This window comes from Paragemmobacter straminiformis (assembly GCF_014243445.1).
GTDB classification, from domain to species: Bacteria; Pseudomonadota; Alphaproteobacteria; order Rhodobacterales; family Rhodobacteraceae; genus Paragemmobacter; species Paragemmobacter straminiformis.
This window is the reverse complement of sequence record NZ_JACLQD010000001.1, coordinates 1,213,039-1,237,151: the sequence shown is the minus strand read 5'-3', so window position 1 is coordinate 1,237,151 and position 24,113 is coordinate 1,213,039. Positions and strand designations below refer to the sequence as shown.

The following is a 24,113-nucleotide window of genomic DNA, read 5'->3' as shown; positions in this document are numbered from 1 at the left end:
TCGACACGCACGAGATCGTCTATGCCGAAGGCGCACCGTCGGAATCCTTCCACCCCGGACAGCAAGGCTGGGGCGCCCTCGCCGAAGAGGCAAAAGACGAAATCCTGACCCTCTTCCCCATGCTCGCAGACGCAAACTTCCAAGCCTACGGACCCGCCGCACGCAGAAGCCTTACCGCGAGAGAGGCGAAACTTGCCCGGCAATATCTGCTGGATGGCACGAAGACCATCGACGCGGCCGAATAAGGCCGCGTCCCCCCGGACAAATGGAAAAGGCGGGCCGGAATGGCCCGCCTTTTTTTAAACCCGCGTGGTGGCTGACTGTCAGGCGAAGGCCGCGTCCGTGCCCTTGACGCCCGTGATGTAGCTGACGATGTCGTTGCCGTCGGTTTCATCCTTGCGCAGCGAGGCGACGATGCGGCCGCGACGGAACACCACGATCCGGTCGACCAGATCGAACACCTGCCGAAGGTTGTGCGAGATCAGGATCAGCGGCACGCCGCGATCTTTCAGGCCGCGGATGATGTTTTCCACCTGTGCCGTTTCCTGAACGCCCAAGGCGGCGGTCGGTTCGTCCATGATCACCAGTTTCGAGGCGAAAGCCGCCGTGCGTGCGATCGACACGCATTGCCGCTGCCCGCCCGACATGTTGCGGATCGGGTTGTCGACGTTGGGGATTTTGACCGCCGTCGTTTTCAGCGCCTCGAGCGTGCGTTCGCGCATCGCCTTGCGGTCGAGGATGCTGAACGGACCGAGACGGAACTTGAACATCTCGCGCCCCAGAAACAGGTTCGAGGGTACGTCGAGGTCATCGGCCAGTGCCAGCGTCTGGAACACGGTCTCGATCCCCGCCTCGCGCGCCTGCAACGGGCCTTCGAAATTCACTTCCTTGCCGTCGAAGAAGATCTGGCCTGCCGACTTCTGTTCGACGGCCGTGACTTGCCGGACGAAGGTGGATTTCCCCGCCCCGTTGTCGCCCACGACCGCCACATGCTCGCCCTTGCGCAGGATGAAATTGGCGTCTTCCAGTGCGTGAACCCCGCCATAGCGTTTGGTCAGGCCGCGTGTTTCCAGAACGATGTCTTCCATGCCCATTATCCCCGTGACCGGCCTTTTTGCCGCCATTGGTCCAGCACCACGGCAGCGACGATGATGATGCCCTTGACCATCTCTTGATAGTAGGCGTCGAGCTTGAGGAAGGTGAAACCCGAGATGATCACCCCGAAGATCAGCGCCCCCAGCACGGTGCCAAGGATCGACCCGCGCCCGCCCTGCAAGCTGACGCCCCCGATGACGGCCATCGCAATCGCGTCGAGTTCGTACATCACCCCCATGCCCGCTTGCGCGGTCAGGTTCTTGGACGAAAGGACCACGGCGGCAAGCGAGGCAAGGCCCCCCGCGATCGTGTAGACAAGGATCTTGTGATGCTCGGTGTTGATCCCGGACATCCGCGCCGCAGCCTCGTTCGAGCCGATGGCGTAGCAGTGCTTGCCGTATTTCGTGTAGGTCATGATGCAGTGGAAAAGCACCGCCAGCACGATGAAGATCACCACGGGCATCATGCCCTTGCCGATGGTGGCGTAACCGTCTGTCGGGAACGAGATGGGGTTGCCCTTCGACCACCACTTCGACAACCCGCGTGCTGTCACCATCATGCCCAGCGTGGCGATAAACGGCGGGATGCGCGTATATGCGATCAGCGCGCCGTTGATCAGACCCGCGAAAAGCCCGCAGGACAGGCCCACGACCACCGGCACGATCACCGGAAGATCCATCGCCCAGTCGCCGAAAATCGCCTTGGGGTTGGGGTTTCCATTCACTGTGGCGACCTGCGCGAAGCTCATCGCGATCATCGCCGTCGCACCGACGATCGACCCCGAGGACAGGTCGATCCCGCCCGAGATGATGACTTGCGTCACGCCAAGGCCGATGATCCCGACAATCGAAACCTGAAGGATGATGATCTGAAGCCGCTGCTCGTTGAAGAACGTGTCGACATTGTCGCGGGTGTTCAGAAGAAAGCTGTCGCCCATCAGCAGGCGGCCCAGAATCTCGAAGGCCGCGACGATCACGATCAACGCGATGAAAACGTTCAACTCTTGCGGCCGGGACCGCTTGGCCGGGTCGTATTTTAGGCCACCAAGGCCATGCGTCGATTGAGACACGGCTTCTCCTCCGTTTTTCGACTGATAAGTGCAGCATCCGCCCGCGCTGCCCCGCGCGGCAAGATGAAAGAGGGGCGGCACCTGTGCGCCGCCCCTCCTTGTCCCCTGTCGGGGATCAGTTCTTGGCCAGATAGTCGGCCACGTTCGCCGGAGTCACGAGCTGGAAGGGGATGTAGACTTTCTGCTCGACCGCTTCGCCCGCAGCCAGCTTGGTCGCCGCATCCAGCGCACCGCCGCCCTGACCCGCCGCATCCTGGAACACGGTCACGTCGAGGTCGCCCGCCTGCATCGCAGCCAGCGCGTCTTGCGTGGCATCCACGCCGCCGACCTGAACGGTCGCCATGTCGATACCGGCGGCCTTCATCGCCTGAATCGCGCCCAGAGCCATCTCGTCGTTGTTGGCAATCACGCCATCGAACGCCGCGCCCGAGGAGAGCCAGTTGGTCATCAGGTTGGTGGCTTCGTCGCGCGACCAGTTGGCGGTCTGCTGGTCGATCACGTTGATCTTGACCTTGCACTTGCCGGCTTCGATCACATCGTAGATGTCCTGCGTGCGCTGGACGGCGGCCTGGTTCGACAGTTCGCCCTGCATGACGTAAACGTTGACTTCGGTTTTGCCTTCGGCAGCCCAGTTGTCGCACAGCGCGATGGTTTCCAGCGTGCCGGAATCGGCCTCGTTCGACGCCACGAAAGCCTGGTTGTCGGGCAGGGTGTCGACGTTGATCGGCTGGCGGTTCACGTAAACCAGCGGGACATTTGCGGCAGCGGCAGCATCCGACATCGCCTGCGTGGCCGAGGTGTCGACCGGGTTCACGATGATCGCGGTCACGCCCGAAGCGATGAAGTTGTTGATCTGGTCAAGCTGCTTGGCAACGTCGTTGCCCGCATCTTCGATCTGGACCGACAGGCCGGCGGCATCGGCCTGCGCCTGAATGCCGTTGCGCAGAACGGTCAGGAAGTTGTCGTCGAACTTGGCCATCGAGACGCCGATGCCGTCAGCCATCGCGGTCGAACCCATCAGGGCCAGCATACCCGCAGCGATAAGGGTCTTTTTCATGGTTTTCTCCTCCACATGTCGGTGTCCGGCACACCGTCTCTCCCTGCCGGACCGTTCTGGTGAACGGTTCCTCAACGGGCATATCTGAAATGCCGCCTATTGCAACGATTATTGCAATAGGCGAATAATTTCAAAAACCACCCGCATCTTCCGCTCAGGCCTCCACGCCCTTGCGGATGAATTCCATCGAAGCGGCAAGCGCCGCCGTCGGATCGGCCATGTCATGCACCGACGGTGCAAAAGGCTCGTAGCTGATCGGTCCCGCATATCCCGCAGCCCGCAGCGCACGGATTTGCGCGACATTGCCCAGAATGTCGTCGGCATCGACCAGCACCCGATGCGGGTCGCGCATGTCATCAAGCGGGATCATGTCCTTGACGCCCGACACATGGACGATCCCCGTCAGTTCGGGATAGATCGCGCCGAACCCAGCCAGCGCGTGGTGGAACGTGTCATGCACCATGTAATAGGTGCCGACCCCGCCCGCGGCATGGATCGCCTCGGCCAGAATGTCTTTGTAGCGCAAGGAGCAGACGGCAAAGCCCAAGGGTTCGACCATCGCCTTCAGCCCGTGCGCCTTGAGCATCGGCAGCAATTCGCGCAGTGCGGTTTCCGTTACCTTGCGGCTTTCCGCGCGGTCGGTCGCCACATTGTCGTTGCGCGGGATAAGGCTGATCGCCTCGGCTCCTGCCGCCACGGCAATTTTCATCAGCGCCTCGGCCTCGGCGCGTTTCGCTTCGGACCAGTCGTTGAACATCTTCACTTCGGCCAGTGCCAGAAACCGCAGGCCACGGGCCTTGACCGCAGCGCCCACCGCTGCCGGATCGGCCCCGCCGAACAGCGGGCCATTCAGGTCGTTGCGGAATTCCACGCCCACACAGCCAAGCGCCTTGGACAGGTCGAGAAACGCCTCCCATCCCATGCGGGGGGCGGTCATATGGTTCAGGGCAAAGGGCAGCATATCGAATTCCTTGAGCGTCCATCGCCATTACGGCGCTGGTGGAATTGATATTCCATTTTTCGGGGGAATCAACTGAAAGATTCCACGCCACGCGCTTCGCAAACTCGTCAGGTCGTTTTGATGAAAAATCGTCAGATGCGTTTCGCGGCTAAAGCCCTTCTGCAACATGCATTTCAAAGTTGAGAAAGTGCTGCGCGCCCGTATCGCCGACACCCCGCAGGCTTGCCCGCACCAGAAGCATCATCACTTCGCGGCATAGCAGCGGCAGGGGTGTCGCATCGATCAACGTCACCCAGCCCGCCGCCAATGCGGCGCGTGATTCGGTTGTCAGCTCGTTGACGACCAGCACCACCTCGCCCGGTTTTCGTGCCTCGCGCACGGCGGCGATCGCGCCCTCCATGCCGCCGCCCGCGACATAGATCGCCCGCAACTCGGGCTGCCGCGCCAACAGGTTCACCGTCGCCTCATAGGTCAATTGCCGCGTCTCGAGGTTGACCAGCGCCTCCATCACCTCAAGGTCCGGCCTTGCCTCGCGCAGGTAGGACCGGAACCCCGCCTCGCGCAGTTCGTGCCCGTGCCAGCGCGCGCCGCCGACGAAAATCGCGACCTTCCCCGCCTGCCGAGTCGCCAGTCCGACCATCCAGCCCGCGACCCGACCGACCTTGAGATTGTTCAAGCCGATATAGCCGGCGCGCGCACCTTGGGCGAAATCGGACAGCAGCGAATAGACCGGAACGCCTTTGGCCCGCAGCTCCTCGACCGCTCCGGTGATCTCGGGGTGGTTGACGGCCGTGGCCGCGATGGCGTCGCATCTTTGCCCCATCGTCCGCAACAGTGCCGCAACCTCGCTGGGCGCCTGCGAGGCCGCGAATTCAAGCACAAGGTCGATATTGGCTTCGGTCGCCGCGGCTGCCGCAAGATGCATCTCGCGCGCCATGTTCTGGTAGAATTCTTGCCCCGCCTTGTGAAGCAGAACCCCAAGCCGCAGACGCGGGCGGTCGCTGTCGCCGCCCGAAAGCCGCGCCGCCGCCGGATGTCCGATTCGTGCCGCCGCTTCGGCGATCCGCGCCCGCGTCGCCGCCGTAACCTGCTCGCGCCCGTTCAGCGCCCTGTCCACCGTCGCGACGGAAACCCCTGCCGCAGCGGCAAGCGCCGCCATGCCCACTTTGCGTGCCATAACATCCTTGACGATTTTTCATCAAACCTCTCGTATGAATGTGACGATTTTTGACGAAAAAGCCAAGGGCGGGATTGCGTGAATTGGAACGATTGTTCTACCACAGGAATGACAGCCCAAACTGCACGGGAACCGCCGACCATGTCGAAACGCGACTACAGCCTTCTTGGCCCTGACGGAGCGCGCGCCGTCGAAACCGGACTTGCCGCCGCTGAATGGTATCATACCGACGTGCCGCGCAAGGTCATGAAAGAGTTGATGGCCCGCAGCGATGCCCCCGCCATCCGTGACACCGTCATCCTTTACGGCTGCATGGTCGCCTTTGCCGCCATCGGAGTAGCACTTTGGCCATCATGGTGGTCGGTGCCCTTCTGGCTTGCCTACGGTGTCCTTTATGGCTCGGCCTCGGATTCGCGCTGGCACGAATGCGGCCACGGCACCGCCTTCAAGACCCCGTGGATGAACAATGCGGTCTACGAAATCGCGTCCTTCATGATCATGCGCAACTCGGCCACCTGGCGGTGGAGCCATGCCCGCCACCATACCGACACCTATATCGTCGGCCGCGACCCCGAAATCGCGATCATGCGGCCCCCCGCTTTCGCCAAGCTGATCCTCGCCTTCTTCGGCATCCCCGACGTCATCGCCTTTTTCCCGCGCATGGTCACCAACGCCCTGTCCGGCCCCACGGCCGAAGAGAGAACCTTTGTCCCGCAATCCGAATGGGGCAAGGTGCAGCGCGTGGCGATCATCTACACGGCCATCTACGCCGCCACCCTCGTGCTGGCGTTCGCCATGCAGTCCATCCTGCCGCTCATGGTCATCGGCCTGCCGCGCATGTATGGCGCATGGCACCACATCATGACCGGCCTGTTGCAGCACGGCGGTCTGGCCGACAACGTGATCGACCACCGCCTGAATTCGCGCACGGTCTACATGAACCCGATCAGCCGTTTCATCTACTGGAACATGAACTACCACGTGGAACACCACATGTTTCCGATGGTCCCCTATCACGCGCTGCCGCGCCTGCACGACACCATCAAGCACGACCTGCCCGCGCCCAACCGCTCGATTGCCGAGGCGTTCCGCGAAATGTGGCCCGCGCTGAAACGCCAGCTCGCCTATGAGGATTTCTTCCTTCGCCGCGACCTGCCCGCCACCGCGAAACCCTACCGCGAAGATTTCCACAAGGCCGCCTTGGGCGAAGCCATCCCCGCCGAATAAGGAACCCGAAATGCCGCAATGGATCCGCGCCTGCGCCACCGACGACATCGACGAAGAGGATCTGATCCGCTTCGACCATGCGGGGGCCACCTACGCCATCTACCACTCGCCCGATGGCCAGTTCTTTGCCACCGCAGGCAAATGCACGCATGAAGACGTCCACCTGTGCGACGGTCTTGTCATGGGCCACCTGATCGAATGCCCCAAGCATAACGGCCAGTTCGATTACCGCACCGGAGAGGCAAAGCGCGCCCCCGTCTGCGTGAACCTGAAAACCTATCCCGTCAAAACCGAAGGCGACGACGTCTTCATCGAGGTGCCGTGATGGCCAAACGCCTGACCGTCCGCGACCTGCTGGACCAGCGCGGCAAGCACCAGTTCGCGATGCTCCGCGTCGAAACGCTGGAAGAGGCCGAAGCCGCCGAACGGGCAGGGGTGGAACTTCTCTCCATCCCCCCCGCCATGCTGTTCGACCGCCGCTTCCGCGAGGCTGCGCCGACCGCCTTTGCCTTCCCCGGTGACAATTTCTACGAAATCGGCGACACCGCCGATTTCCTGAAATGGGCCTTTCCGCTTTATAAGGCGGGGGCCGATGGCTTCTACTGCTCGGGCAGCCTGCAAACCGTGCGCGCAATGGCCGACCACGGCCTTCCGGTCTGCGGCCATGTCGGCCTGATCCCCTCCAAGGCCACGTGGACCGGCGGGTTCAAGGCCGTGGGCAAGACGCTGGAAACAGCCAAGCTTGTCTACAACCAGTGCAAGGCGCTGCAAGAGGCCGGCGCCTTTGCCGTGGAAATCGAGGTGGTCCCCCATTCCATCACCGATGCCATCGCCGAAAAGACCGACCTTTTCCTGATCTCGATGGGCGCAGGTCCGGGCGGTCATGCGCAATACCTGTTCACCGACGACGTGCTTGGCCAGACCAAGGGCCGCGTCCCGCGCCACGCCAAGGTTTACGCCGATTTCGCCGCCGAATACGCCCGCCTGCAAGATATGCGCGTCAAGGCCATGTCCGCCTTTGCAAGCGACGTCCACACCGGCAGCTACCCCGCCCCGCAATACATGGTCGACAGCGACCCCGAGGTGGTCGCCCGGTTCCGCGACTGGATCGACCGGCAATAAGGCCAGACCGAAAGCGCCCCCTCCCCCTGTCCGGGGGTGGGGCCAGCCACCAAACCCGATACGCCTTAGATATCCTTGACCAGCCGCAGCGCGTCATAGATCGCCGCATGGGTGTTGCGCGACGACACGGCATCGCCGATGCGGAACAGTTGGAACCCCTCGGGCCCCTTCCTTACCGCCTGCGGCTCGCCCGCGATAAGCGCGTCGTAATCCACCTCGCCAAGGTTCACCGAAAGCGGCTTGAGGGCAAAGTAGACATCCGCCAAGGGCTGCGTCCCGTGGTTCACGACGATCTGGTCGAAATGCCGCTCTTGCAGCGCGCCCCTCAGATAGTCGGACCCGATCACCGCCTTGATCCGGTTCCCGTCCTTTTCGGCCGACAGCAAACGGTAAGTCACGGTAAAGGTGACGGCCTTTTGCTGCATCGCCCGCATATAGGGCACAAGGTTCATCGCCATGACTTCGGGCGCAAAGCTGCGGTCCGGCGTCATCACCTCGACCGTGGCGCCCGCCTCGGCCAGCATCTGCGCCGCCTGCATCGCGCTGTGGTCGCCCGCATCGTCATAAAGCAGCACATTCGTGCCCGGTTTCACATCCCCCGACAGGATGTCCCATGCCGTCACGGTCAATTCGTTGCCGCCGTCCAGAATATCCTTTTCGGGCAGACCGCCTGTCGCGATGATCACCACATCCGGCTTTTCCGCCTGAATGTCGGCGGCCTCGGCATAGGTGTTGAAGCGGAATTCCACCCCCCGCGCCGCGCATTGCGCCATCCGCCAGTCGATGATGCCGATCATCTCGGCCCGCCGCTTGGACAGCGCCGTCAAGCGCACTTGCCCGCCTGCCTGATCCGCGGCCTCGAACACCACGACCGAATGCCCCCGCTCTGCCGCGACCCGCGCCGCCTCTAGCCCCGCAGGTCCGGCCCCCACGATGACAACGCGCTTCTTCACCGCCGCAGGGGCGATGGTATGGGGCATCGTCTCCTCGCGCCCCGTCGCGGGGTTGTGCAGGCAAAGCGCCATGCCGCCCTGATAGATGCGGTCAAGGCAATAGGTCGCCCCGACACAGGGGCGGATATCCTCTTCCCGCCCTTCCTCGATCTTGCGCACGATATGCGGGTCCGCCATATGCGCCCGCGTCATGCCGACCATATCAAGCTGGCCCGACGCCACCGCATGCCGTGCCGTGGCCACATCGGGAATCCGCGCCGCGTGGAATGTCGGCAGCCCCACCTCGGCCCTGATCCGCCCGGCGAAATCCAGATGCGGCGCCGAACGCATCCCCTGGATCGGGATCACATCGGTCATATGCGCGTCGGTGTGGATGCGCCCCTTGATGATGTTGACAAAGTCGACAAGGCCCGAGTCGCGGAACCGCTTGGCCATCTCTACGCCCTCGTCGGGGGTGATGCCGCCTTCGTAATCCTCGTCCGCCGTATAGCGCACGCCCAAAAGGAATTTCTCGCCCACCCGCTTGCGACAGGCCTCCAGCACATCCATCGCAAAGCGGATGCGGTTGTCAAAGCTGCCGCCATAGGGATGCGCCAGCGTGTTCGTCAGCGGCGACATGAACTGGTCCATCAAATGCCCGTAGCACTCGAACTCCACCCCATCGAGCCCCGCTTCCGCCATCCGCTCTGCCGCATCGGCGTAATCGTCGATGATGCGGGCGATGTCCCAATCCTCGATCACCTTCGGGAACGCACGGTGGCTCGGCTCGCGCGAGGGGCCGGCGGCCACCACGGGCAGCCAGTCGCCCTTGTCCCAGCGTGTCCGGCGGCCAAGATGCGTCAACTGGATCATCACCGCCGCCCCTGCCTCGTGGCAGTCGTCGGCCAGTTTCTTCATCCAGCCCACCACCTCGTCCTTGTAGGCAAGGATGTTGTTGAACACGGGCGGGCTGTCTTTTGACACCGCAGCCGATCCCGCCGTCATCGTCAGCGCCACCCCCGCCTTGGCGCGTTCGAGGTGATAGAGCCTGTAGCGGTCCTTGGGCATCCCGTCCTCGGGATAGGCGGGTTCATGGCTTGTCGTCATGATCCGGTTCCGAAGCGTCAGGTGCTTCAACTGATAGGGCTGCAACAGCGGATCGTTGGACATGGCTTCGCCTCGGCTGGTGATCGGTTTTGCCCAATCTCGCGTAGAATGTTCACCTATGTCAAGTATGACAACACATCTGAACATTTCCTTGCGACAAGCCCCCTTCCCCCATATTCTGGCGTCATGAAACAGGACACGGACCCCGATACAGGTTGGCGCGGATCGCGCGAGGGCTGGCTTGACGCAGCCTATGGCGCGCTTATCCGCGAGGGGATCGATGCGGTCAAAATCCTGCCCTTGGCCGAAAGCCTGAAGCTCTCGCGGACCAGTTTCTACTGGTTCTTCAAAAGCCGCGGCGAATTGCTCTCGGCCCTTGCCGACATGTGGGAAGCCCGCACGACGACGCCGCTTTGCGCCGCCGCCGCCGCCTATGCCGAAACGGAAACCGAGGCGATGCTGAACGTCATCGCCTGTTTCCTCCGCCCCGAAACCTTCGATGCGAAACTGGAATTCGCGATGCGCGGCTGGGGCCTGAAAGACCCTGCAATCCTTGCGCGCGTCACCTCGGCCGATGCCAAACGATTGTCCGCGCTGACAACCATGCTGCTCCGCTGGGGCCATAGCGAGGACGACGCCGATACGCGCGCCCGCACCATCTATCTTGTGCAGATCGGCTACATTTCGATGCAGGCCGACGAAGCCCTTGAAACGCGCCTGTCACGCATTCCGCGCTATGTCGAAATCTACACGGGCCGCAGCCCGGCCCCGCGCGAAATCGCCCGGTTCAGGGCGCGGTTTCTGTAAGGGTCGCGCCGGCTTTCCCCGATCATGATGCCAAAGGCACCCGATCCGACGGTGTTAGCCCCGTCGCGCATTCGGCAGGATGAGGCTGACCGCAGCACCTCCATCCTCGGCATTGGAAAGCTCCAGCCGGCCGCCAAAGCGCGACAGCAACTGGTCCGAGATCGAAAGCCCAAGCCCCAATCCGCGCAGCTTCGTCGTCTGGAACGGGGTCGGAGACTTGCCGACCAGCGACTTCGGAATGCCGGGTCCCTGATCCCGGATCGTCAGCCGCACGTATCCCCGCTCGAGCCACGACGAAATGCTGATCTCGCCGCCGTCGGGCATCGCTTCGATCGCATTCGTCAGGATGTTCTCCATCACCTGCAAGACCAAAGGCCCCGTTGCGTGGACATTCAGGTCGGGCGCGATCTCTTCGGTCCTTATCCGGACGCCGTCACGTTCGGCCCGCGCGACGATGCGCTGCACCGCCGTCTGGACAAGGCCGGACAGCGGAACATTCGCCGCCTGACCACCACCTGAACCGGCGAATTGCAGCAGGTCCTGAACCTGTCTGTCGATCCTGTCCACTTCGGAATTCACATCGGCCACGGCCTCGTCGACAAGGCCCGGATGCGACATCTGCAACAGATCGACCGATGACCTGATCGAAGCCAGCGGATTGCGCAGCGAATGGGTGACCGCGGCCGCCATCTGTCCCAGCGATGCCATGACCGAAAGCCGCTGCAATTCGGCGGTCTGGTCCGCGATGCGCCGTGTTGCCCGAGCGGCGGCACCATAAAGCGCGATCAGGATGACAAGGCTCGACGCCAGCGCGCCAAGCCAGACGATTTCGGCCACATGGTCGAGCATGACGCGCAGCGTGGTGGCGTCGCGGTAGTATTCCACGACCCCGACGACATCGCCCGATGCGTTCTCTATGGGCAGATAGGCTTCGATGACCCGCTCTTCACCCGATTGTTTGGCCGCACTGGAATCTCCGATTTCGGCGTTCAGCGAGGTGCTGACCTTGCCTGCCAGTGCCTCGTCCAGATCATCGGCCTCTTCCGGGATCGTCCCGATAAGCGAGGGGTCGGTCGACCAGCGGATGACACGGTCGGACCCGTATATATTGGCCAGCAGAAAACCCGGCGTCGACATCAAATGGTGGCTGAAACTGGTCAGCGCGGCCTCGCCCGCAGGGGTCATGAGGATATCGGCGGTGCCTTCCGCGCGAACGATCGAATTCAGGAATTCGTGCGTTTCCTCCCCCTCGCGCGAGATGATCTGCTGCCCGATATAGCGCGTCAGCACGAAACCCAGCGCCGCATGCACCAGAAGCAGCGTCCCCAGCGTGACGGTCACGACCCAAAGCCGCAGATTGAAGGGACGTTGCATCGCCTACCCTGTATAGAAATCGCGCTTCAGGCCGAATTTCTCCATCCTGTAACGCAGCGTATCGCGCGAGATACCAAGCGAGGCCGAGGCATTGGTCACATTGCCCTTGTGCGTCCGCAAGGCCGTGATGATCAGCGTGCGTTCGACCGCTTCAAGTCCCGGTTCCACATCGGGGTCATCGGACGGTGGCTCGACCTCCATTCCCTGTATCGGCAGGTCGCCCGCCGAAATCGCATCGCGCGGTGAAAGGAAGGCGGCCTGTTCCAGCATGTTGCGAAGCTCGCGCACATTGCCGGGCCAGCGGTGCCGCAACAGCACCGCTTCGGCATCCTTCGACAGGCACAGCTTGGGGCGACCCAAACGGGTTTGCAGATCTGCCAGAATGGTTTCGGCGATCTGGATGACATCCTGCCCGCGCTTGGCCAGTGCCGGCACCTCGATCGTCACATGCGCCAGACGATAATAAAGATCGGCGCGGAATTTCCCGTCGCGCACCAGTTCGGGCAGCGGCGCGTTCGTGGCCGCAATCACCCTGACATCGACGGTCCGGTCCTCGACCGCACCCAGCATCCGGATGCGCCCGTCCTCGAGCGCTTTCAGCAACCGCGCCTGATGGGCCGGAGCCAAAGCGGCGACCTCGTCCAGAAACAGCGTTCCGCCATGAGCGGCTTCGATCAGTCCAAGCCGCCGCTCCTCGGCCCCCGGAAAGGCACCCCGCTCGTGGCCGAAAAGCTGGTCGTCCACCATCGCGTCCGAAAGCGTGGCGCAACTGACGGTGATGAAGGGTTCGGCAGAACGCGCACCGCCATAGTGGATGGCCCGCGCGACCAGTTCCTTGCCCGTTCCGGTGTCGCCCAAAATCAGCACCGGCGGCGGCGAACCGGCGGCTTCGGCCGCGTGCAGGGCGCGGATGCGCCGCCGCAATTCTCCCATCGCGGGCGAGGTTCCGACCAGACGGTCCAGCCCTGCGGCTTCGCGGTCAAGCCGGTTGATATAGCGCGCCGCGCCTTCCTTGCGGGCCTGATCCATCATCCGCTGTGCCGTCAGCCCGATTTCATCAAGGCTGGCAGGCTTGGTCAGATAGTCATCCGCTCCGGCCTTCATCGCCGAAACCGCCAGATTGACTCCGCCATGCGCGGTCAGCATCACGATCTTGGTCCAGGGGTCCAGCGCACGGACCTCGGGGATCAGCGACAGGCCAAGCCCGTCGGGCAGGTTGTGGTCAAGAAAGATCAGGTCCGGATGAAGATTGGCCCACATCTCGCGTGCCGCGCCGAGGCTTGCGGCCAGTTCCGCGCGGTAGCCGCGCGCATTCAGAAATGTTCGCATGTTGCGACCGAGGATCGGCTCGTCTTCGACGATGAGGACGACCGCGCTCACCTGTCTGGCCGCCTGTACTGCACCATGTCCCGATCTGCCAGCGAACATCTTCTTTCCTCAGCATATCCTGAGTGGCGCGCGAGAACAGCCATTTCGACGCGGCCGGGACAAGTGAAGGCAAAATGGCTGGATCAAATCGTCAAAACGTAAACCGGGGCCTTTTCACGCTGGAAAAGACCCCGGTCAGAACTGCTGGGCGATCAGACGCCCGGGCAGCGGGTAACCGGCGGGTAGTAAACGACCGGATCGGGGGTCGAGGTGCTGGTGCTGTCGGTCGAGGTGCCCTGCTTCTGGGTCTGGCGGCCTGCACGGAGGTTGGTGGTGACGTTCATGGTGGTCTCCCTTTTACTGGTAACGCGGTTCATCCCCGCGCTGGTTTATCGACGACACGTCGATTTCGGACCCTGCAAAGGCGGTATCGCCCGCAGGGAATGTCTTGATGTCCAGCTCCAGCCCGCACAGGCGGAAAAGGACTTCCGGCAGGAATTGCAGCCTCGGATGCGGGTCGTCCACAAGCCGGGCGTGCAGGGTCATATCTGCCAACGTGAATCCGGCCGCAGGCGGGCGCTGGAACATGTCCGAGATCCTGGCCTGAAGCGCCGCCGCCCGTGACAGGTGTGCGCCCGCGCTTGCGGCAAAGCGGGCAAGCACCGCTTGCAACCTTGCGGCATCCGGCAATCCGGCAAGGGCGCGTGTCAGGTCGTCCGTGGTCGGCACGACGCGGTCTGCCACGGCGAGGCGGGGGGCGGGTTGGCGCGAAAGCGCCACGGCCGCACCCTCGATTTCCGCATAGGTCCTGCGGCGCATCTCGCGCCAGTCGGCCTGCCCGAGGTATGAGGCATGGATCAGCCGCCGCCCCGCTTCGGCCGCTTCAAGCCGGAAGGCATCGACGCCGCTCGAAAGGCCGGATGGCCAGCCTTCGGCAAGCGCCACGATCTCGGCCCAGGCTTCTGCCATCTCGGGCCAGACCGCGAAACAGGCGGCATGGGCAGCCAAAGCGGTAAATCCGTAGTCCATCGCCACATCAAGTTCCGTCATGGCGGCGGCCACGTCCGCACCGATGGTGCCATTGGCTCCGAAGCGGGGTGCCGCGCCGTCTACCAGAACCGACAGGAATTCACGGATGAAATGCTCGGGTCCGGCGCAGACCCCGCTGTCCGAGTGAAAGGACAGCGACCGTTCGGCATAGTCGAACAGCTCTGCGGCCGAGATCACCGCATCGGGCGGCAGCATCGGTTCTGCCACGCCCACGAACATCATCTGATGCACGACGATGCGAAGGCCATCGGTCACCCGGAACAGCGACGACAGCACCGGATGCAGGGGGGCATCCTTGAAGGAATGCCATGTCGGCAGGGAAAGCACGGCGATGCACAGACGTTCGATCTGTCCCAGCGTCATCGGCCCCGCAAGCGCGGCCCGCGTCATGTAGCGGTCGCGTATGGCCGCCAGCGTTGCCATCATCTCGGGCCAATGGGCGCGCATCGCCTTCAGCGCGGTCAGGTTCATCGGCTTGTCATCACGATGGCGGGTGCCTGCATAGGTGCAGGTCTGCCAGTCGGTTTCGACATTCCGGCGCAGGGCGCGCGGAAAGACATTCGCCTCGCCGACCTGACGGCCATCGGCATCGGTCGCCAGATGCGCGATGCGGAACACCGGAACCACAAGTTCAAGATGCGCCGGCGCGATCGGAGAGGACAGCAGCGCCCCGCCCACGGCAGCAGGGTCGCGCCAGTCCAGATGCAGCAGCGTTGCGGGAAGATCGGGCGCGGTGAAGCTGCGCGGTGCGGGGGTTTCGGCACGGTCGCCCAGAATGCCCAGCCCCGTCAGCGCCCCGACCGCATCGGCAAGGCGGTCGGCGGGGGCCAGCGGGCATGACCGCATCGGCGAAAAGGGCAATCCCGCGCTGATCGCGTCGGCCAGCGGCGCAAGCGCCGGCTCGTCGAAGCGCAGGACCTCGGCCCCCCAGTAGATCACGGGAACACCCTGCCGGTCCTGCCGCACCACACGCCGCGGCAAGGTGACGTGGACAATGTCCTCGGCATCCGTATCGGCGGCTAGATGGGGGTGGATCGACATTGTGCAGCGGGCCTGTTTTCGCAAGTGATTCGGTTTCGATGGTCAAGGGTTAGTCCCCTGCACCCACTGGGGGCAAAACCGCCGTTTCACCGTTTTTCTGCCCCACCGGGGCGGGGCATTTCCCCCACCGCCCCCACTTGGCCGCCGCAAACCCCGAAACGTCCTGCGGGCGGCCGCAAGCGCGCTTGCCCCCGGCTTTGCACGGCGTGCAAGCAAAGGCTCTGGATGACACGAGCGAGTTGACCCATGCGCCTGACTGCCGTCGATGTGCTTCAAACCTCTGCGATGGACTGCGGTCCGGCGGCGGTGGCCAGCCTGCTTGCCAGTTCCGGCAGGCCCATCGACCTGTCCCGCCTGCGCGAGGCATGCCAGACCGATCTGGACGGCACATCGATCGATATCATGGAACAGGTGCTGACCGATCACGGCCTGCCCGCGAAACAGCGGATGGTGCCCGCCGATCGGCTGGCCGATCACTTGCCCGCGCTGGTGGTCGTAAGACTGCCGGACGGCGCGCCGCATTTCGTGGTCGTCTGGCGGCGGATCGGCCCCTTCGTGCAGGTCATGGATCCGGCGCGCGGCGGGTCGTGGCAAAGGCTTTCGCTATTTCGCGCGCGCCTGCTCTGCCACACCCACCGCGTCGCGGCGGCGGATTGGTGCGCATGGGCCAAGGGAGACGAGAACCTTTCCGCCCTGCGCGCCAAGGCGCAGTCTTTGGGTCTGCCGCCCCACGAGGTGGACCGTGCCGCAGAACAGTCGGGTTGGTTCGCGCTGGCTTCCCTCGAAGCCTGCATTGCCCTTGCGGCAAGTTTGCCGACCGCTGGCGACAAAGCGCGGATCGTTCGGGCGCTGTTGCAGGAAACCCGCCAGTCCGAGGACGATATCTTCCGCCTCGTGCCCGCCAGCTTCTGGCCCGTGGTGCCCGACCCTACCTTGCGTCGGGGAGAGGAGCCACGGCTGATGCTGCAGGGCGCGGTGCTTCTGTCGGTCGGCCGCGCCGATCCCGGCACGGTTGCCGAAAGCCACCGTTTCGCAAGCCCTGCCGCTAAGCCCGCCTCGCTGGTGGCAGCCTGTCGCGCGACCGGAAAAGGTCTGCCGCTTCTGCTTCTTGCCGGAACCGTGCTTGCCGTGCTTGGCAGCCTGTTCGAGGCGCTTGCATTCCGCCACCTGATTGAGCCGTCCATGCCGATCCTGCCGGACCGGCCTGAAACGGCGCTTTGGGTCACGCTTACCGTTCTGGTGGCGCTGTTCGCAATGCGCCTGATGCTGGGTGTCGGCCTGATGCGGCTGGGCCGGCAGGTCGAGCGGCATTACCGCATGGCCACCATGTCCAAACTGTTGCGCCTGCCCGACCGCTGGCTTGCCAGCCGTCCCTTGGGCGATATGGCCGAGCGCGCCCGTAGCCTTCCGCTCATGCGGACGCTGCCGGGACAGGTGATGCATCTGGCGCAATCCTTGACCGAAGTGCTGGCCTTGACCCTGTGTCTGATCCTGCTCGCTCCGGCGAACGCCCTTGCCATACTGGCACTTGCCGCCCTTGCCATCGCCTGGCCTGCCCTGACGGCCCCGCTGCTGCGCGAACGGGAAATGACCCTGCGCAGTCTGGGGGCCGCGCAAGCCACGCTTCTGATGGACGCGCTGCGCGGACAGGCTGCCGTCATCGCGCACCACGCGCAGGCGGCGCTTGTGGCGCGGCAGGACGGATTGCTTGACGACTGGAACCGGTCGGCCCGTGACCGGATGCGCCTTGCCGCGACGGCGGGGGCCATCGGTCAGGCCCTGATACTGGCGCTGACGGCCGGATTGGCCCTTTCGCGCACGACGGATCTGCTGTTCCTGTGGTGGTTGCTGAAACTTCCCTCGGCGGCTCTTGACCTTTCGGCCCTGCTCCGTGGCATTCCGGCACAGCAGGCGATGCTGGCGCGGCTGGAAGAACCCCTGCGCGCGCCGGACCGCCCCTTTACCCCGTTGCGCAAATCGTTCGCACAGGCGGCGTCCTTCGGCATTGCCTTGCAGGGGGCAAGGGTCTCGGCGGGCGGGCATGTGATCCTGCACGATCTTTCGCTGAACATCGCCGCAGGCGAAGATGTGGCAATCGTCGGGGCGTCGGGTTCGGGAAAATCCAGCCTGATCGGGCTTTTGCTGGGTTGGCACGATCTGGCGTCAGGCAGCATGCAGGTGAACGGAGAGCCTATCGGACTTGCCGAACTCGCCGCACTCCGGCGCCGGATGGTCTGGCTCGACCCCGTGTCGCGCCTTTGGGGGGCGACGCTTTCTGACGCCGCACAACGCCCCGACCTGCTGGCAAAGGCCGGTCTTGACCTGTCGCCTGAAACCCCGACCGGCGCGGGCGGCGCGCTGCTTTCCGCAGGCGAGGGGCAAAGGCTACGGCTGGCAAGGGCATTTGGACAGGGCGGGACGAACCAGACCGATCCGGGTCTCGTCCTCTGCGACGAGGCCCTGCGCGGCCTCGATGCCGAACGTCGCCGCGGGCTGCTGGCGACCATAAAGGGGCATTGGTCAGGCAAGACCCTGATCTGGGTGACCCATGACGCGACCGAGGCGATGGGGTTCTCGCGCGTGCTTGTGATGCGTGACGGCCGCCTTGTCCAAGATGGCCCGCCCCCTGCGCTTGCAAAAGCGGCTGGCCCCTTCGCTTCGCTGCTGGCGGCGGAACGCAAGCTTGCACTCCGTCTCGAACAAGACTGGCAGCCCTTGGCAATAGGGGACTTTCGTGTCGAACCTGCATCCTGATCCCGCGCTGCACGCCGCGTTTGATCCGGCCGATGCGCTTGCGTGGTGGCCGCGCGCCGCACTGGGCCGCGCCTTGGCCCTGCTTGCCGGTCGCAGCGACGCCGCCGTCAGCACCGATACGCCGGCCGATGACGAAGCCGATCTGTCAAGCTGGACAGCATGGGCTTGCGACCGGCTCGACATCAGGCTTGACCGGCGCCCCGTGCTGCGGGCCGATCTGGCCGCCGCGCTTGAAGCTGCTGCTCCCGCGCTGGTCTGGCATCCGTCGGGTGACGGGTTTCTGCTTCTGGTCGGGCGCGGACGGGTTCTGGCACCCGATGGCGCGCGCCATCGGATCGGGGTGGACAGACTGGCCAAGGCGATGGTCCCGCCACCCCACCCGTCGCTTCTGCGCCAAGGCAGGCGGGTCGCGGCGCTGGTTGGCGGCGGGGCCGCCTTGGCCGAGGCGCTTTGCGCCGCAGACGCGGCCGGTGCGCAAGTGTCGGGCCTTTGGCGCCTGCGTCCTGCGCCCCACGCAACGCGTCGGGCCATCCGGCACGAGGGGCTTTTGCGCTATGCCCTCGCCTCGCTGGCCTTGGCCTTTGCGGCACAAGGGGCCGAAGTCTTTCTTTGGGGTTTGCTGGGGGCGGCGGCTCTTTCCGGTCAAGCGCCGGCTGGGGCGTGGCTGGTCTTGCTTCTGGCCTTGGCTCCGGTCTTGCAGCTTTCGCAAAGCCTGACGACCGATGCCTTGTCACGCCGGATCGCTGGGCTTGTGCGGCGGCGGCTCTTGGCCGGCGCGCTGTGCCTGCCCGACATGGAATTGCGCGCCGAAGGCCCCGAAGGACTGTTGTCGCGCGGCATGGAAGCGCAGGGGATCGAAACGGCATTGTCCGCGCTTGCCACATCGGCACCTTTGGCGCTTGCGGCACTGGGTTGGGCGGTCTGGGTTCTGGCGCAAGGCCCGCTCGCCTTCGGTCTGGTGCCGCTGCTTGGCGCGGTACTGGTGGCGCAAGCGATGCTCTTTCGCCATTTCGTCGATCGCTTCGCCCTCTGGATGCAGGCCAGCCGCCGATTGACCACCCGCATGGTCAGCTGGATGATCGGCCACCGCAGCCTGTCCATTCTCGGCACTCCCGAAGAGATCCTGTCGAGCGAGGCGACGGGGCTGTCCGCCTATGCCGAAGCGGGAAAAAAGATGGATCACGCCAGCCTTGGCGCCTTTGCGGTCCTGCCGAACGGCTGGAGCATTCTTGCCGTCGCGGCCTTGGCGCTGGTGGCGGCGGGGGCCGGTGCCGTCCCGCAGCGGGCTGACATGGCGATCACTTTGGGTGGCATCCTGCTTTCGGCGCGCGCTTTGGTCAGCCTGTCCGGAACATGGGCAGCCTATGCCGCCGTTCGTGTCGGGCTTGTCCAGATGGCGCCGCTGTGGCGTGCCCGCCCTGCCGCCCCCGAGGCGCGCTTTCCGCCCCTGCCAAAGTCAGGAACGCCGCGTCTTGCCGTGCAGGACTTGCCCTTGGTGCGGCCCGAGCGCGGCTTGCACCTGTCGTTCCGCTTTCCCGTGCCGCCAAAGGCGCGGCTTTGGCTGACCGGCCCGTCCGGCTCGGGCAAGTCAAGCTTGCTGCGCCTGCTGGCCAAGGGCGATACCACAGGTGGCGGCCATGTCCTGTCCGCCGCCGGTCCGGTGGCGCCGCGCCATGCCGCGCGCGCTGTCGCGATGGTGCCGCAGTTCCACGACAACCACGTGCTCGACGGCTCTTTCGCCTTCAACCTGCTGCTCTCGCGCCGCTGGCCACCCAAGCCCGCCGATCTCGAGGCTGCCGAAAACATCGCGCGCCAGCTTGGGCTTGGCGATCTTGTCGACCGTATGCCTGCGGGTCTGTTCACCCAACTCGGAGAAACCGGCTGGCAGCTAAGCCAAGGCGAAAGAAGCCGCATGTTCCTTGCCCGCGCGCTTTTGCAGAACGCCCCCGTCGTGGCGCTTGACGAAAGCCTCGCAGCACTCGACCCCGAAACAGAGCTGGTTTGCCTTGCCGAACTGGACCGCGTGGCCGATGCGCTGGTGCTGGTGCGTCACGGCTGAAGGCGGGCGCCCTTCGCCCGCCTTACCCGCATTTCGAATAGCCGCAGGATGCACAGGTCATGCAGCCCTCGACCATGCGCATCTCGTAGCTGCCGCAGCTTGAACAGGACTTGCCCTTGGGCGCGCCGATGGCGACCACTTCGGCCTGCGGGTCCGATTTCAGCCCCAGCCCCTCGCCCGCGATAAAGCCGATCGCGATCAGGTGGCGTTCGATCACCCCGCCGATGGCCGCAAGGATCGAGGGGATGTAACGCCCCTCCATCCACGCCCCGCCGCGCGGGTCGAACACGGCTTTCAGCTCTTCCACCACGAACGAGATATCCCCCCCGCGCCGGAACACCGCCGAAATCATCCGCGTCAGCGCCACGGTCCAGGCGAAATGCTCCATGTTCTTCGAATTGATGAACACCTCGAACGGCCGCCGGTGGCCCGCGATCACCACGTCATTCACCGTGATGTAAAGCGCGTGTTCCGACCCCGGCCATTTCAGCTTGTAGGTCGCCCCTTCCAGCGCCGCCGGACGGTCGAGAGGTTCCGACAGGTAAACCACCTCGCCCCCTTCGGCCGCTTGCTTCACCTGCGCGGGCGCTTCCGACGGGGTCTTGTCCGATGCCTCGGACACCGACAGGACCGAGCCCGTCACATCATTGGGCCGATAGGTGGTGCAGCCTTTGCAGCCTTGGTCCCAAGCGGCCATATAGACCTCTTTGAAATCGTCAAAGCTGATATCCTCGGGGCAGTTGATCGTCTTGGAAATCGAACTGTCGATCCATTTCTGCGCCGCCGCCTGCATCCGCACGTGGTCAAGCGGGGGCAGGGTCTGGGCGTTCACGAAGTAATCGGGCAGCGGCCCGTCACCGTTCTTTTCCCGCCACAGCCGCACGGCGTAATCGACGACCTCTTCCTCGGTCCGCGACCCGTCTTTCTGCAACACCTTGCGCGTATAGGCATAGGCGAACACGGGTTCGATCCCCGACGATACGTTGCCCGCATAAAGGCTGATCGTCCCCGTCGGCGCGATCGAGGTCAGCAGCGCGTTGCGGATGCCATGCTTGGCAATCGCATCCTTCACATCCTGATCCATATGCCGCAGCGAACCCGAGGCGAGATACTTCTCGGCATCGAACAGCGGGAAGGCACCCTTCTCCTTGGCCAGATCGACGGATGCGAGGTATGAGGCCCGCGCAATCGCCTTCATCCACGCTTCCGTAGCCTCTGCCGCCTCGGCCGAGCCATAGCGCAGGCCGACCATCAGCAGCGCGTCGGCAAGCCCCGTCACGCCAAGGCCGATGCGGCGCTTGTTGCGGGCTTCGGCCTCTTGCTGGGGCAGCGGGAAGCGGCTTGCATCGACCACGTTGTCCATCATCCGCACGGCCAGCCGCACCAGACCATCCAGCGCTGCCAGATCGACCCGCGCTTTCGGCGTGAAGGCATCGGCCACCAGCGTCGCCATGTTGATGGAACCCAGCAGGCAAGCCCCATAGGGCGGCAAGGGCTGCTCACCGCAGGGGTTCGTCGCGGCAATCGTCTCGCAATAGGCAAGGTTGTTCATCGCGTTGATGCGGTCGATGAAAATCACCCCCGGTTCCGCGAAATCAAAGGTGTTGCGCATGATCTTGTTCCACAGATCGAGCGCCTGAACCGTCTTGTAGACCTTGCCGTCAAAGACCAGCTCCCACGGGCCATCGGCCTTGACCGCCGCCATGAACGGGTCGGTGACCAGCACCGAAAGGTTGAACATCCGCAGGCGGGCGGGGTCTTTCTTCGCTTCGATGAAGGCTTCGATATCGGGGTGGTCGCAGCGCATCGTCGCCATCATCGCGCCGCGCCGCGATCCGGCCGACATGATGGTGCGGCACATCGCATCCCAGACATCCATAAAGGACAGCGGGCCGGATGCATCGGCCGCAACCCCCTTCACCTCGGCCCCGCGCGGGCGGATGGTGGAAAAGTCGTATCCGATCCCGCCGCCCTGCTGCATGGTCAGCGCGGCTTCCTTCAGCCCGTCGAAGATGCCGCCCATGTTGTCGGGCACGGTGCCCATGACAAAGCAGTTGAACAGCGTGACCGCCCGCCCCGTGCCGGCACCCGCCGTGATGCGGCCCGCAGGCAGGTATTTGAATCCCTCAAGCGCGCCGTAGAATTTCTCTTCCCATTCGGCGGGGTTCTTCTCGACCTCGGCCAAGGACCGCGCGATGCGGCGCCAGGTATCCTCGACCGAACCGTCGATCGCCGTGCCATCCGCCGCCTTGAGCCGATACTTCATATCCCAGATTTGCTCGGCAATGGGGGCAGCGAATCGAGACATGGAAAAGTCCTTGTATTGGGGGAGTCACGGCGAAGGACACAAGATAGGCCCACAGGCGGCGAAGGTCAAAGCCCGTTAATGCCGACAGATGGCCTTGCCGCCGTTAACCAACGGTCTAGGATGAACGCCCTGAACGGGGAAGATCATGGCCGAATTCGTCAACATCCTGAAGCTATGCGTCGGTTCGGATTCGGTCGAAGACCTGACCGACTGGCAGAAAAGCCATGCCCATCTCTGGCCCAAGGGCCGCGCCATCCACGTCACCCGCATGTGGCCCAAGCGCGAGTCCGAGGTGACGGGCGGCGGGTCGCTCTACTGGGTTATCAAGGGCGTGATCCTTGCCCGCCAACGTATCCTCGCGCTGGAACGGGTCGAAGGCAGCGACGGCATCCTGCGCTGCGCGCTTGTTCTAGACGCCGAAGTCATCCGCACCGAACCCGCCACCCGCCGCCCCTTTCAGGGCTGGCGCTACCTCGACCCCGCCGAAAGCCCGCGCGACCTGCCCAAGGGCCGCGCGCGGGAAGAGACGCTTCCCCCCTCGCTCGCGCAGGCATTGGCCGATATCGGGCTGCGCTGAGCCAGTCTTTGACTTTCGGCCGCAGTCGCGTAACCTCGGTCCCGTTGTGTTCCGAGTGTTCCTGTGCCGCCGACCGATCCCAGCCCTGTCTCGCATCGCCCCGTCTATCATCGCCTTGTCGGGGCGCAGGAAAAGGCTGAGGTCCTCCGCACCGGCCAGCTTTGGGGAAGGTCGCCACGCATGAATCAGGGAAATGCGGAACCCGCGGTAAAGGCCTATCTCGGCCCGCTTCCACAAGGCGCGACAGGCTATAGCTTCGTGACCGACATCCCGCCCAGCCGCGAACGCAACTTTCCCGCCGGACGCGGCGCGATCTGGTGCGAAGGGGGCGAAGGCGTGCGGGATCTTCCCGGGCAGCAAGGGACAGTATTCATTCCTGTTGAGGTGTTGTGATGCCGAAACCCGTAGCACATTTTGTCGTGCAAGCTTCGGCAAAGCGCAGGCCTCTCGCCGCGAAACGTCTACGCAAACCGAAACTGGCGATCTCCGACGAACAGCCGCGCGACCTTTGGCCGAGCGGGCGTGGCACGCAGATCGGACATTTCCGTTCCAGCTTCACCCGCCTGAAATACCGTCTGTTGAACCGCCTTCCCGAAGGCACCAAGGCCGAGCTTTTTGGCAGGGTCGGAGACGACGACTTCCTTGAACTGGTGCTGTATGGCTTTGGCGGCGAAACCGCCATTACTCTGTTCACCGAGCCCTCCCAGGCTCCCGAAGTCGTCGCCATCGTCGCTGACGCACAGTCTGACCACGCAAGATTGCTTGTGGCCTTGCAAGATGCCTTGGGCAAGTCGGTAAAAGTCATCACCGACCCGCCAGAGACCGACCTACGCACTCCTTCACGTTGAAAACGCGCCGGCATGGTCGCGAACTGTCGCAATCGCACAACCAACCTCTGCTGCCCGTGCGCAGGTGTCGGCCTAAATCGGGCTGCGCTGGTGGGCTACGATTTTTCTTGCGAAAAATCCGCCCCACGCCCGCCCTGATTTTTCGCAGAAAAATCGTCGGGCGCGGCCCCAAGGTCGCAA

20 protein-coding genes and 1 pseudogene are annotated in these 24,113 nt (G+C 64.1%); 10 read left to right on the top strand and 11 right to left on the bottom strand.

Annotation, left to right across the window (positions count from 1 at the left end; translation table 11 throughout):
* Positions 1 to 245 (top strand): annotated as a pseudogene (locus H7F16_RS05875) (Hint domain-containing protein); the annotation flags it as partial.
* Positions 246 to 323: 78 nt separating this feature from the next.
* Here the strand turns inward: H7F16_RS05875 and H7F16_RS05870 are convergent.
* From H7F16_RS05870 to H7F16_RS05850, 5 genes are all read right to left on the bottom strand, one after another.
* The gene (locus H7F16_RS05870) at positions 324 to 1,088 is read right to left on the bottom strand and encodes an ATP-binding cassette domain-containing protein (protein WP_185796581.1); all 765 of its coding nucleotides are present in this window, start codon (positions 1,086 to 1,088) and stop codon (positions 324 to 326) included.
* A gap of 5 nt (positions 1,089 to 1,093) precedes the next feature.
* The gene (locus tag H7F16_RS05865) at positions 1,094 to 2,164 is read right to left on the bottom strand and encodes an ABC transporter permease (RefSeq protein ID WP_185796580.1); all 1,071 of its coding nucleotides are present in this window, start codon (positions 2,162 to 2,164) and stop codon (positions 1,094 to 1,096) included.
* A 115-nt stretch (positions 2,165 to 2,279) separates the two neighbouring features.
* Complete coding sequence (locus H7F16_RS05860; RefSeq protein ID WP_185796579.1) at positions 2,280 to 3,221, bottom strand: substrate-binding domain-containing protein; 942 nt, start codon at positions 3,219 to 3,221, stop codon at positions 2,280 to 2,282.
* Between the two features lie 154 nt (positions 3,222 to 3,375).
* A complete protein-coding gene (locus H7F16_RS05855) occupies positions 3,376 to 4,182 on the bottom strand; it encodes a TIM barrel protein (protein WP_185796578.1) in 807 nt (268 codons plus the stop codon).
* Between the two features lie 148 nt (positions 4,183 to 4,330).
* Entirely contained in the window at positions 4,331 to 5,359 is a 1,029-nt protein-coding gene (locus H7F16_RS05850; RefSeq protein WP_185796577.1) for a substrate-binding domain-containing protein, read from the bottom strand.
* Positions 5,360 to 5,467: 108 nt separating this feature from the next.
* Here H7F16_RS05850 and H7F16_RS05845 point away from each other — a divergent pair, with 108 nt between their 5' ends.
* From H7F16_RS05845 to H7F16_RS05835, 3 genes are read left to right on the top strand one after another with little or no spacing between them, the layout of a single operon-like run.
* Complete coding sequence (locus tag H7F16_RS05845; protein ID WP_241741185.1) at positions 5,468 to 6,586, top strand: fatty acid desaturase family protein; 1,119 nt, start codon at positions 5,468 to 5,470, stop codon at positions 6,584 to 6,586.
* Between the two features lie 10 nt (positions 6,587 to 6,596).
* Positions 6,597 to 6,911 (top strand): MocE family 2Fe-2S type ferredoxin, encoded by a 315-nt coding sequence (locus H7F16_RS05840; RefSeq protein ID WP_185796576.1) that lies wholly within the window; start codon positions 6,597 to 6,599, stop codon positions 6,909 to 6,911.
* Entirely contained in the window at positions 6,911 to 7,708 is a 798-nt protein-coding gene (locus H7F16_RS05835; protein ID WP_194308405.1) for a 3-methyl-2-oxobutanoate hydroxymethyltransferase, read from the top strand. The genes H7F16_RS05840 and H7F16_RS05835 overlap by 1 nt, the downstream gene beginning before the upstream one ends.
* A gap of 65 nt (positions 7,709 to 7,773) precedes the next feature.
* Here the strand turns inward: H7F16_RS05835 and H7F16_RS05830 are convergent, their stop codons facing one another.
* Positions 7,774 to 9,810: an NADH:flavin oxidoreductase gene (locus H7F16_RS05830; RefSeq protein WP_185796574.1), complete on the bottom strand. Its 2,037-nt coding sequence runs from the start codon at positions 9,808 to 9,810 to the stop codon at positions 7,774 to 7,776.
* Between the two features lie 123 nt (positions 9,811 to 9,933).
* On the opposite strand from H7F16_RS05830, the gene H7F16_RS05825 reads away from it, so the two are divergent.
* Entirely contained in the window at positions 9,934 to 10,554 is a 621-nt protein-coding gene (locus H7F16_RS05825; RefSeq protein WP_185796573.1) for a TetR/AcrR family transcriptional regulator, read from the top strand.
* Positions 10,555 to 10,608: 54 nt separating this feature from the next.
* Here H7F16_RS05825 and H7F16_RS05820 read toward each other — a convergent pair whose 3' ends face one another.
* From H7F16_RS05820 to H7F16_RS05810, 4 genes are all read right to left on the bottom strand, one after another.
* On the bottom strand, positions 10,609 to 11,928 hold the full coding sequence (locus tag H7F16_RS05820) for an ATP-binding protein (protein WP_185796572.1): 1,320 nt from the start codon (positions 11,926 to 11,928) through the stop codon (positions 10,609 to 10,611).
* A 3-nt stretch (positions 11,929 to 11,931) separates the two neighbouring features.
* Entirely contained in the window at positions 11,932 to 13,308 is a 1,377-nt protein-coding gene (locus H7F16_RS05815) for a sigma 54-interacting transcriptional regulator (protein WP_185796571.1), read from the bottom strand.
* Positions 13,309 to 13,508: 200 nt separating this feature from the next.
* The gene (locus tag H7F16_RS19840) at positions 13,509 to 13,640 is read right to left on the bottom strand and encodes a hypothetical protein (RefSeq protein ID WP_277818346.1); all 132 of its coding nucleotides are present in this window, start codon (positions 13,638 to 13,640) and stop codon (positions 13,509 to 13,511) included.
* A gap of 13 nt (positions 13,641 to 13,653) precedes the next feature.
* The gene (locus H7F16_RS05810) at positions 13,654 to 15,387 is read right to left on the bottom strand and encodes a hypothetical protein (RefSeq protein WP_185796570.1); all 1,734 of its coding nucleotides are present in this window, start codon (positions 15,385 to 15,387) and stop codon (positions 13,654 to 13,656) included.
* A gap of 246 nt (positions 15,388 to 15,633) precedes the next feature.
* Here H7F16_RS05810 and H7F16_RS05805 point away from each other — a divergent pair, with 246 nt between their 5' ends.
* Both H7F16_RS05805 and H7F16_RS05800 read left to right on the top strand, forming a co-directional pair.
* Positions 15,634 to 18,141: an ATP-binding cassette domain-containing protein gene (locus H7F16_RS05805; protein ID WP_185796569.1), complete on the top strand. Its 2,508-nt coding sequence runs from the start codon at positions 15,634 to 15,636 to the stop codon at positions 18,139 to 18,141.
* The gene (locus tag H7F16_RS05800) at positions 18,122 to 20,200 is read left to right on the top strand and encodes an ATP-binding cassette domain-containing protein (protein WP_185796568.1); all 2,079 of its coding nucleotides are present in this window, start codon (positions 18,122 to 18,124) and stop codon (positions 20,198 to 20,200) included. The genes H7F16_RS05805 and H7F16_RS05800 overlap by 20 nt, the downstream gene beginning before the upstream one ends.
* 22 nt (positions 20,201 to 20,222) lie before the next feature.
* On the opposite strand, the gene H7F16_RS05795 is transcribed toward H7F16_RS05800, so the two are convergent.
* Positions 20,223 to 22,508, bottom strand: a complete 2,286-nt coding sequence (locus tag H7F16_RS05795) for an adenosylcobalamin-dependent ribonucleoside-diphosphate reductase (protein WP_185796567.1) — start codon at positions 22,506 to 22,508, stop codon at positions 20,223 to 20,225.
* A 145-nt stretch (positions 22,509 to 22,653) separates the two neighbouring features.
* On the opposite strand from H7F16_RS05795, the gene H7F16_RS05790 reads away from it, so the two are divergent.
* From H7F16_RS05790 to H7F16_RS05780, 3 genes are all read left to right on the top strand, one after another.
* Positions 22,654 to 23,085, top strand: a complete 432-nt coding sequence (locus H7F16_RS05790; RefSeq protein WP_185796566.1) for a DUF1489 family protein — start codon at positions 22,654 to 22,656, stop codon at positions 23,083 to 23,085.
* A gap of 180 nt (positions 23,086 to 23,265) precedes the next feature.
* Complete coding sequence (locus H7F16_RS05785; protein WP_185796565.1) at positions 23,266 to 23,478, top strand: hypothetical protein; 213 nt, start codon at positions 23,266 to 23,268, stop codon at positions 23,476 to 23,478.
* Positions 23,478 to 23,933, top strand: coding sequence for a hypothetical protein (locus tag H7F16_RS05780; protein WP_185796564.1), 456 nt, complete (start codon positions 23,478 to 23,480; stop codon positions 23,931 to 23,933). Before H7F16_RS05785 ends, H7F16_RS05780 begins: the two co-directional genes overlap by 1 nt.
* The last annotated feature ends 180 nt before the right edge of the window (positions 23,934 to 24,113 follow it).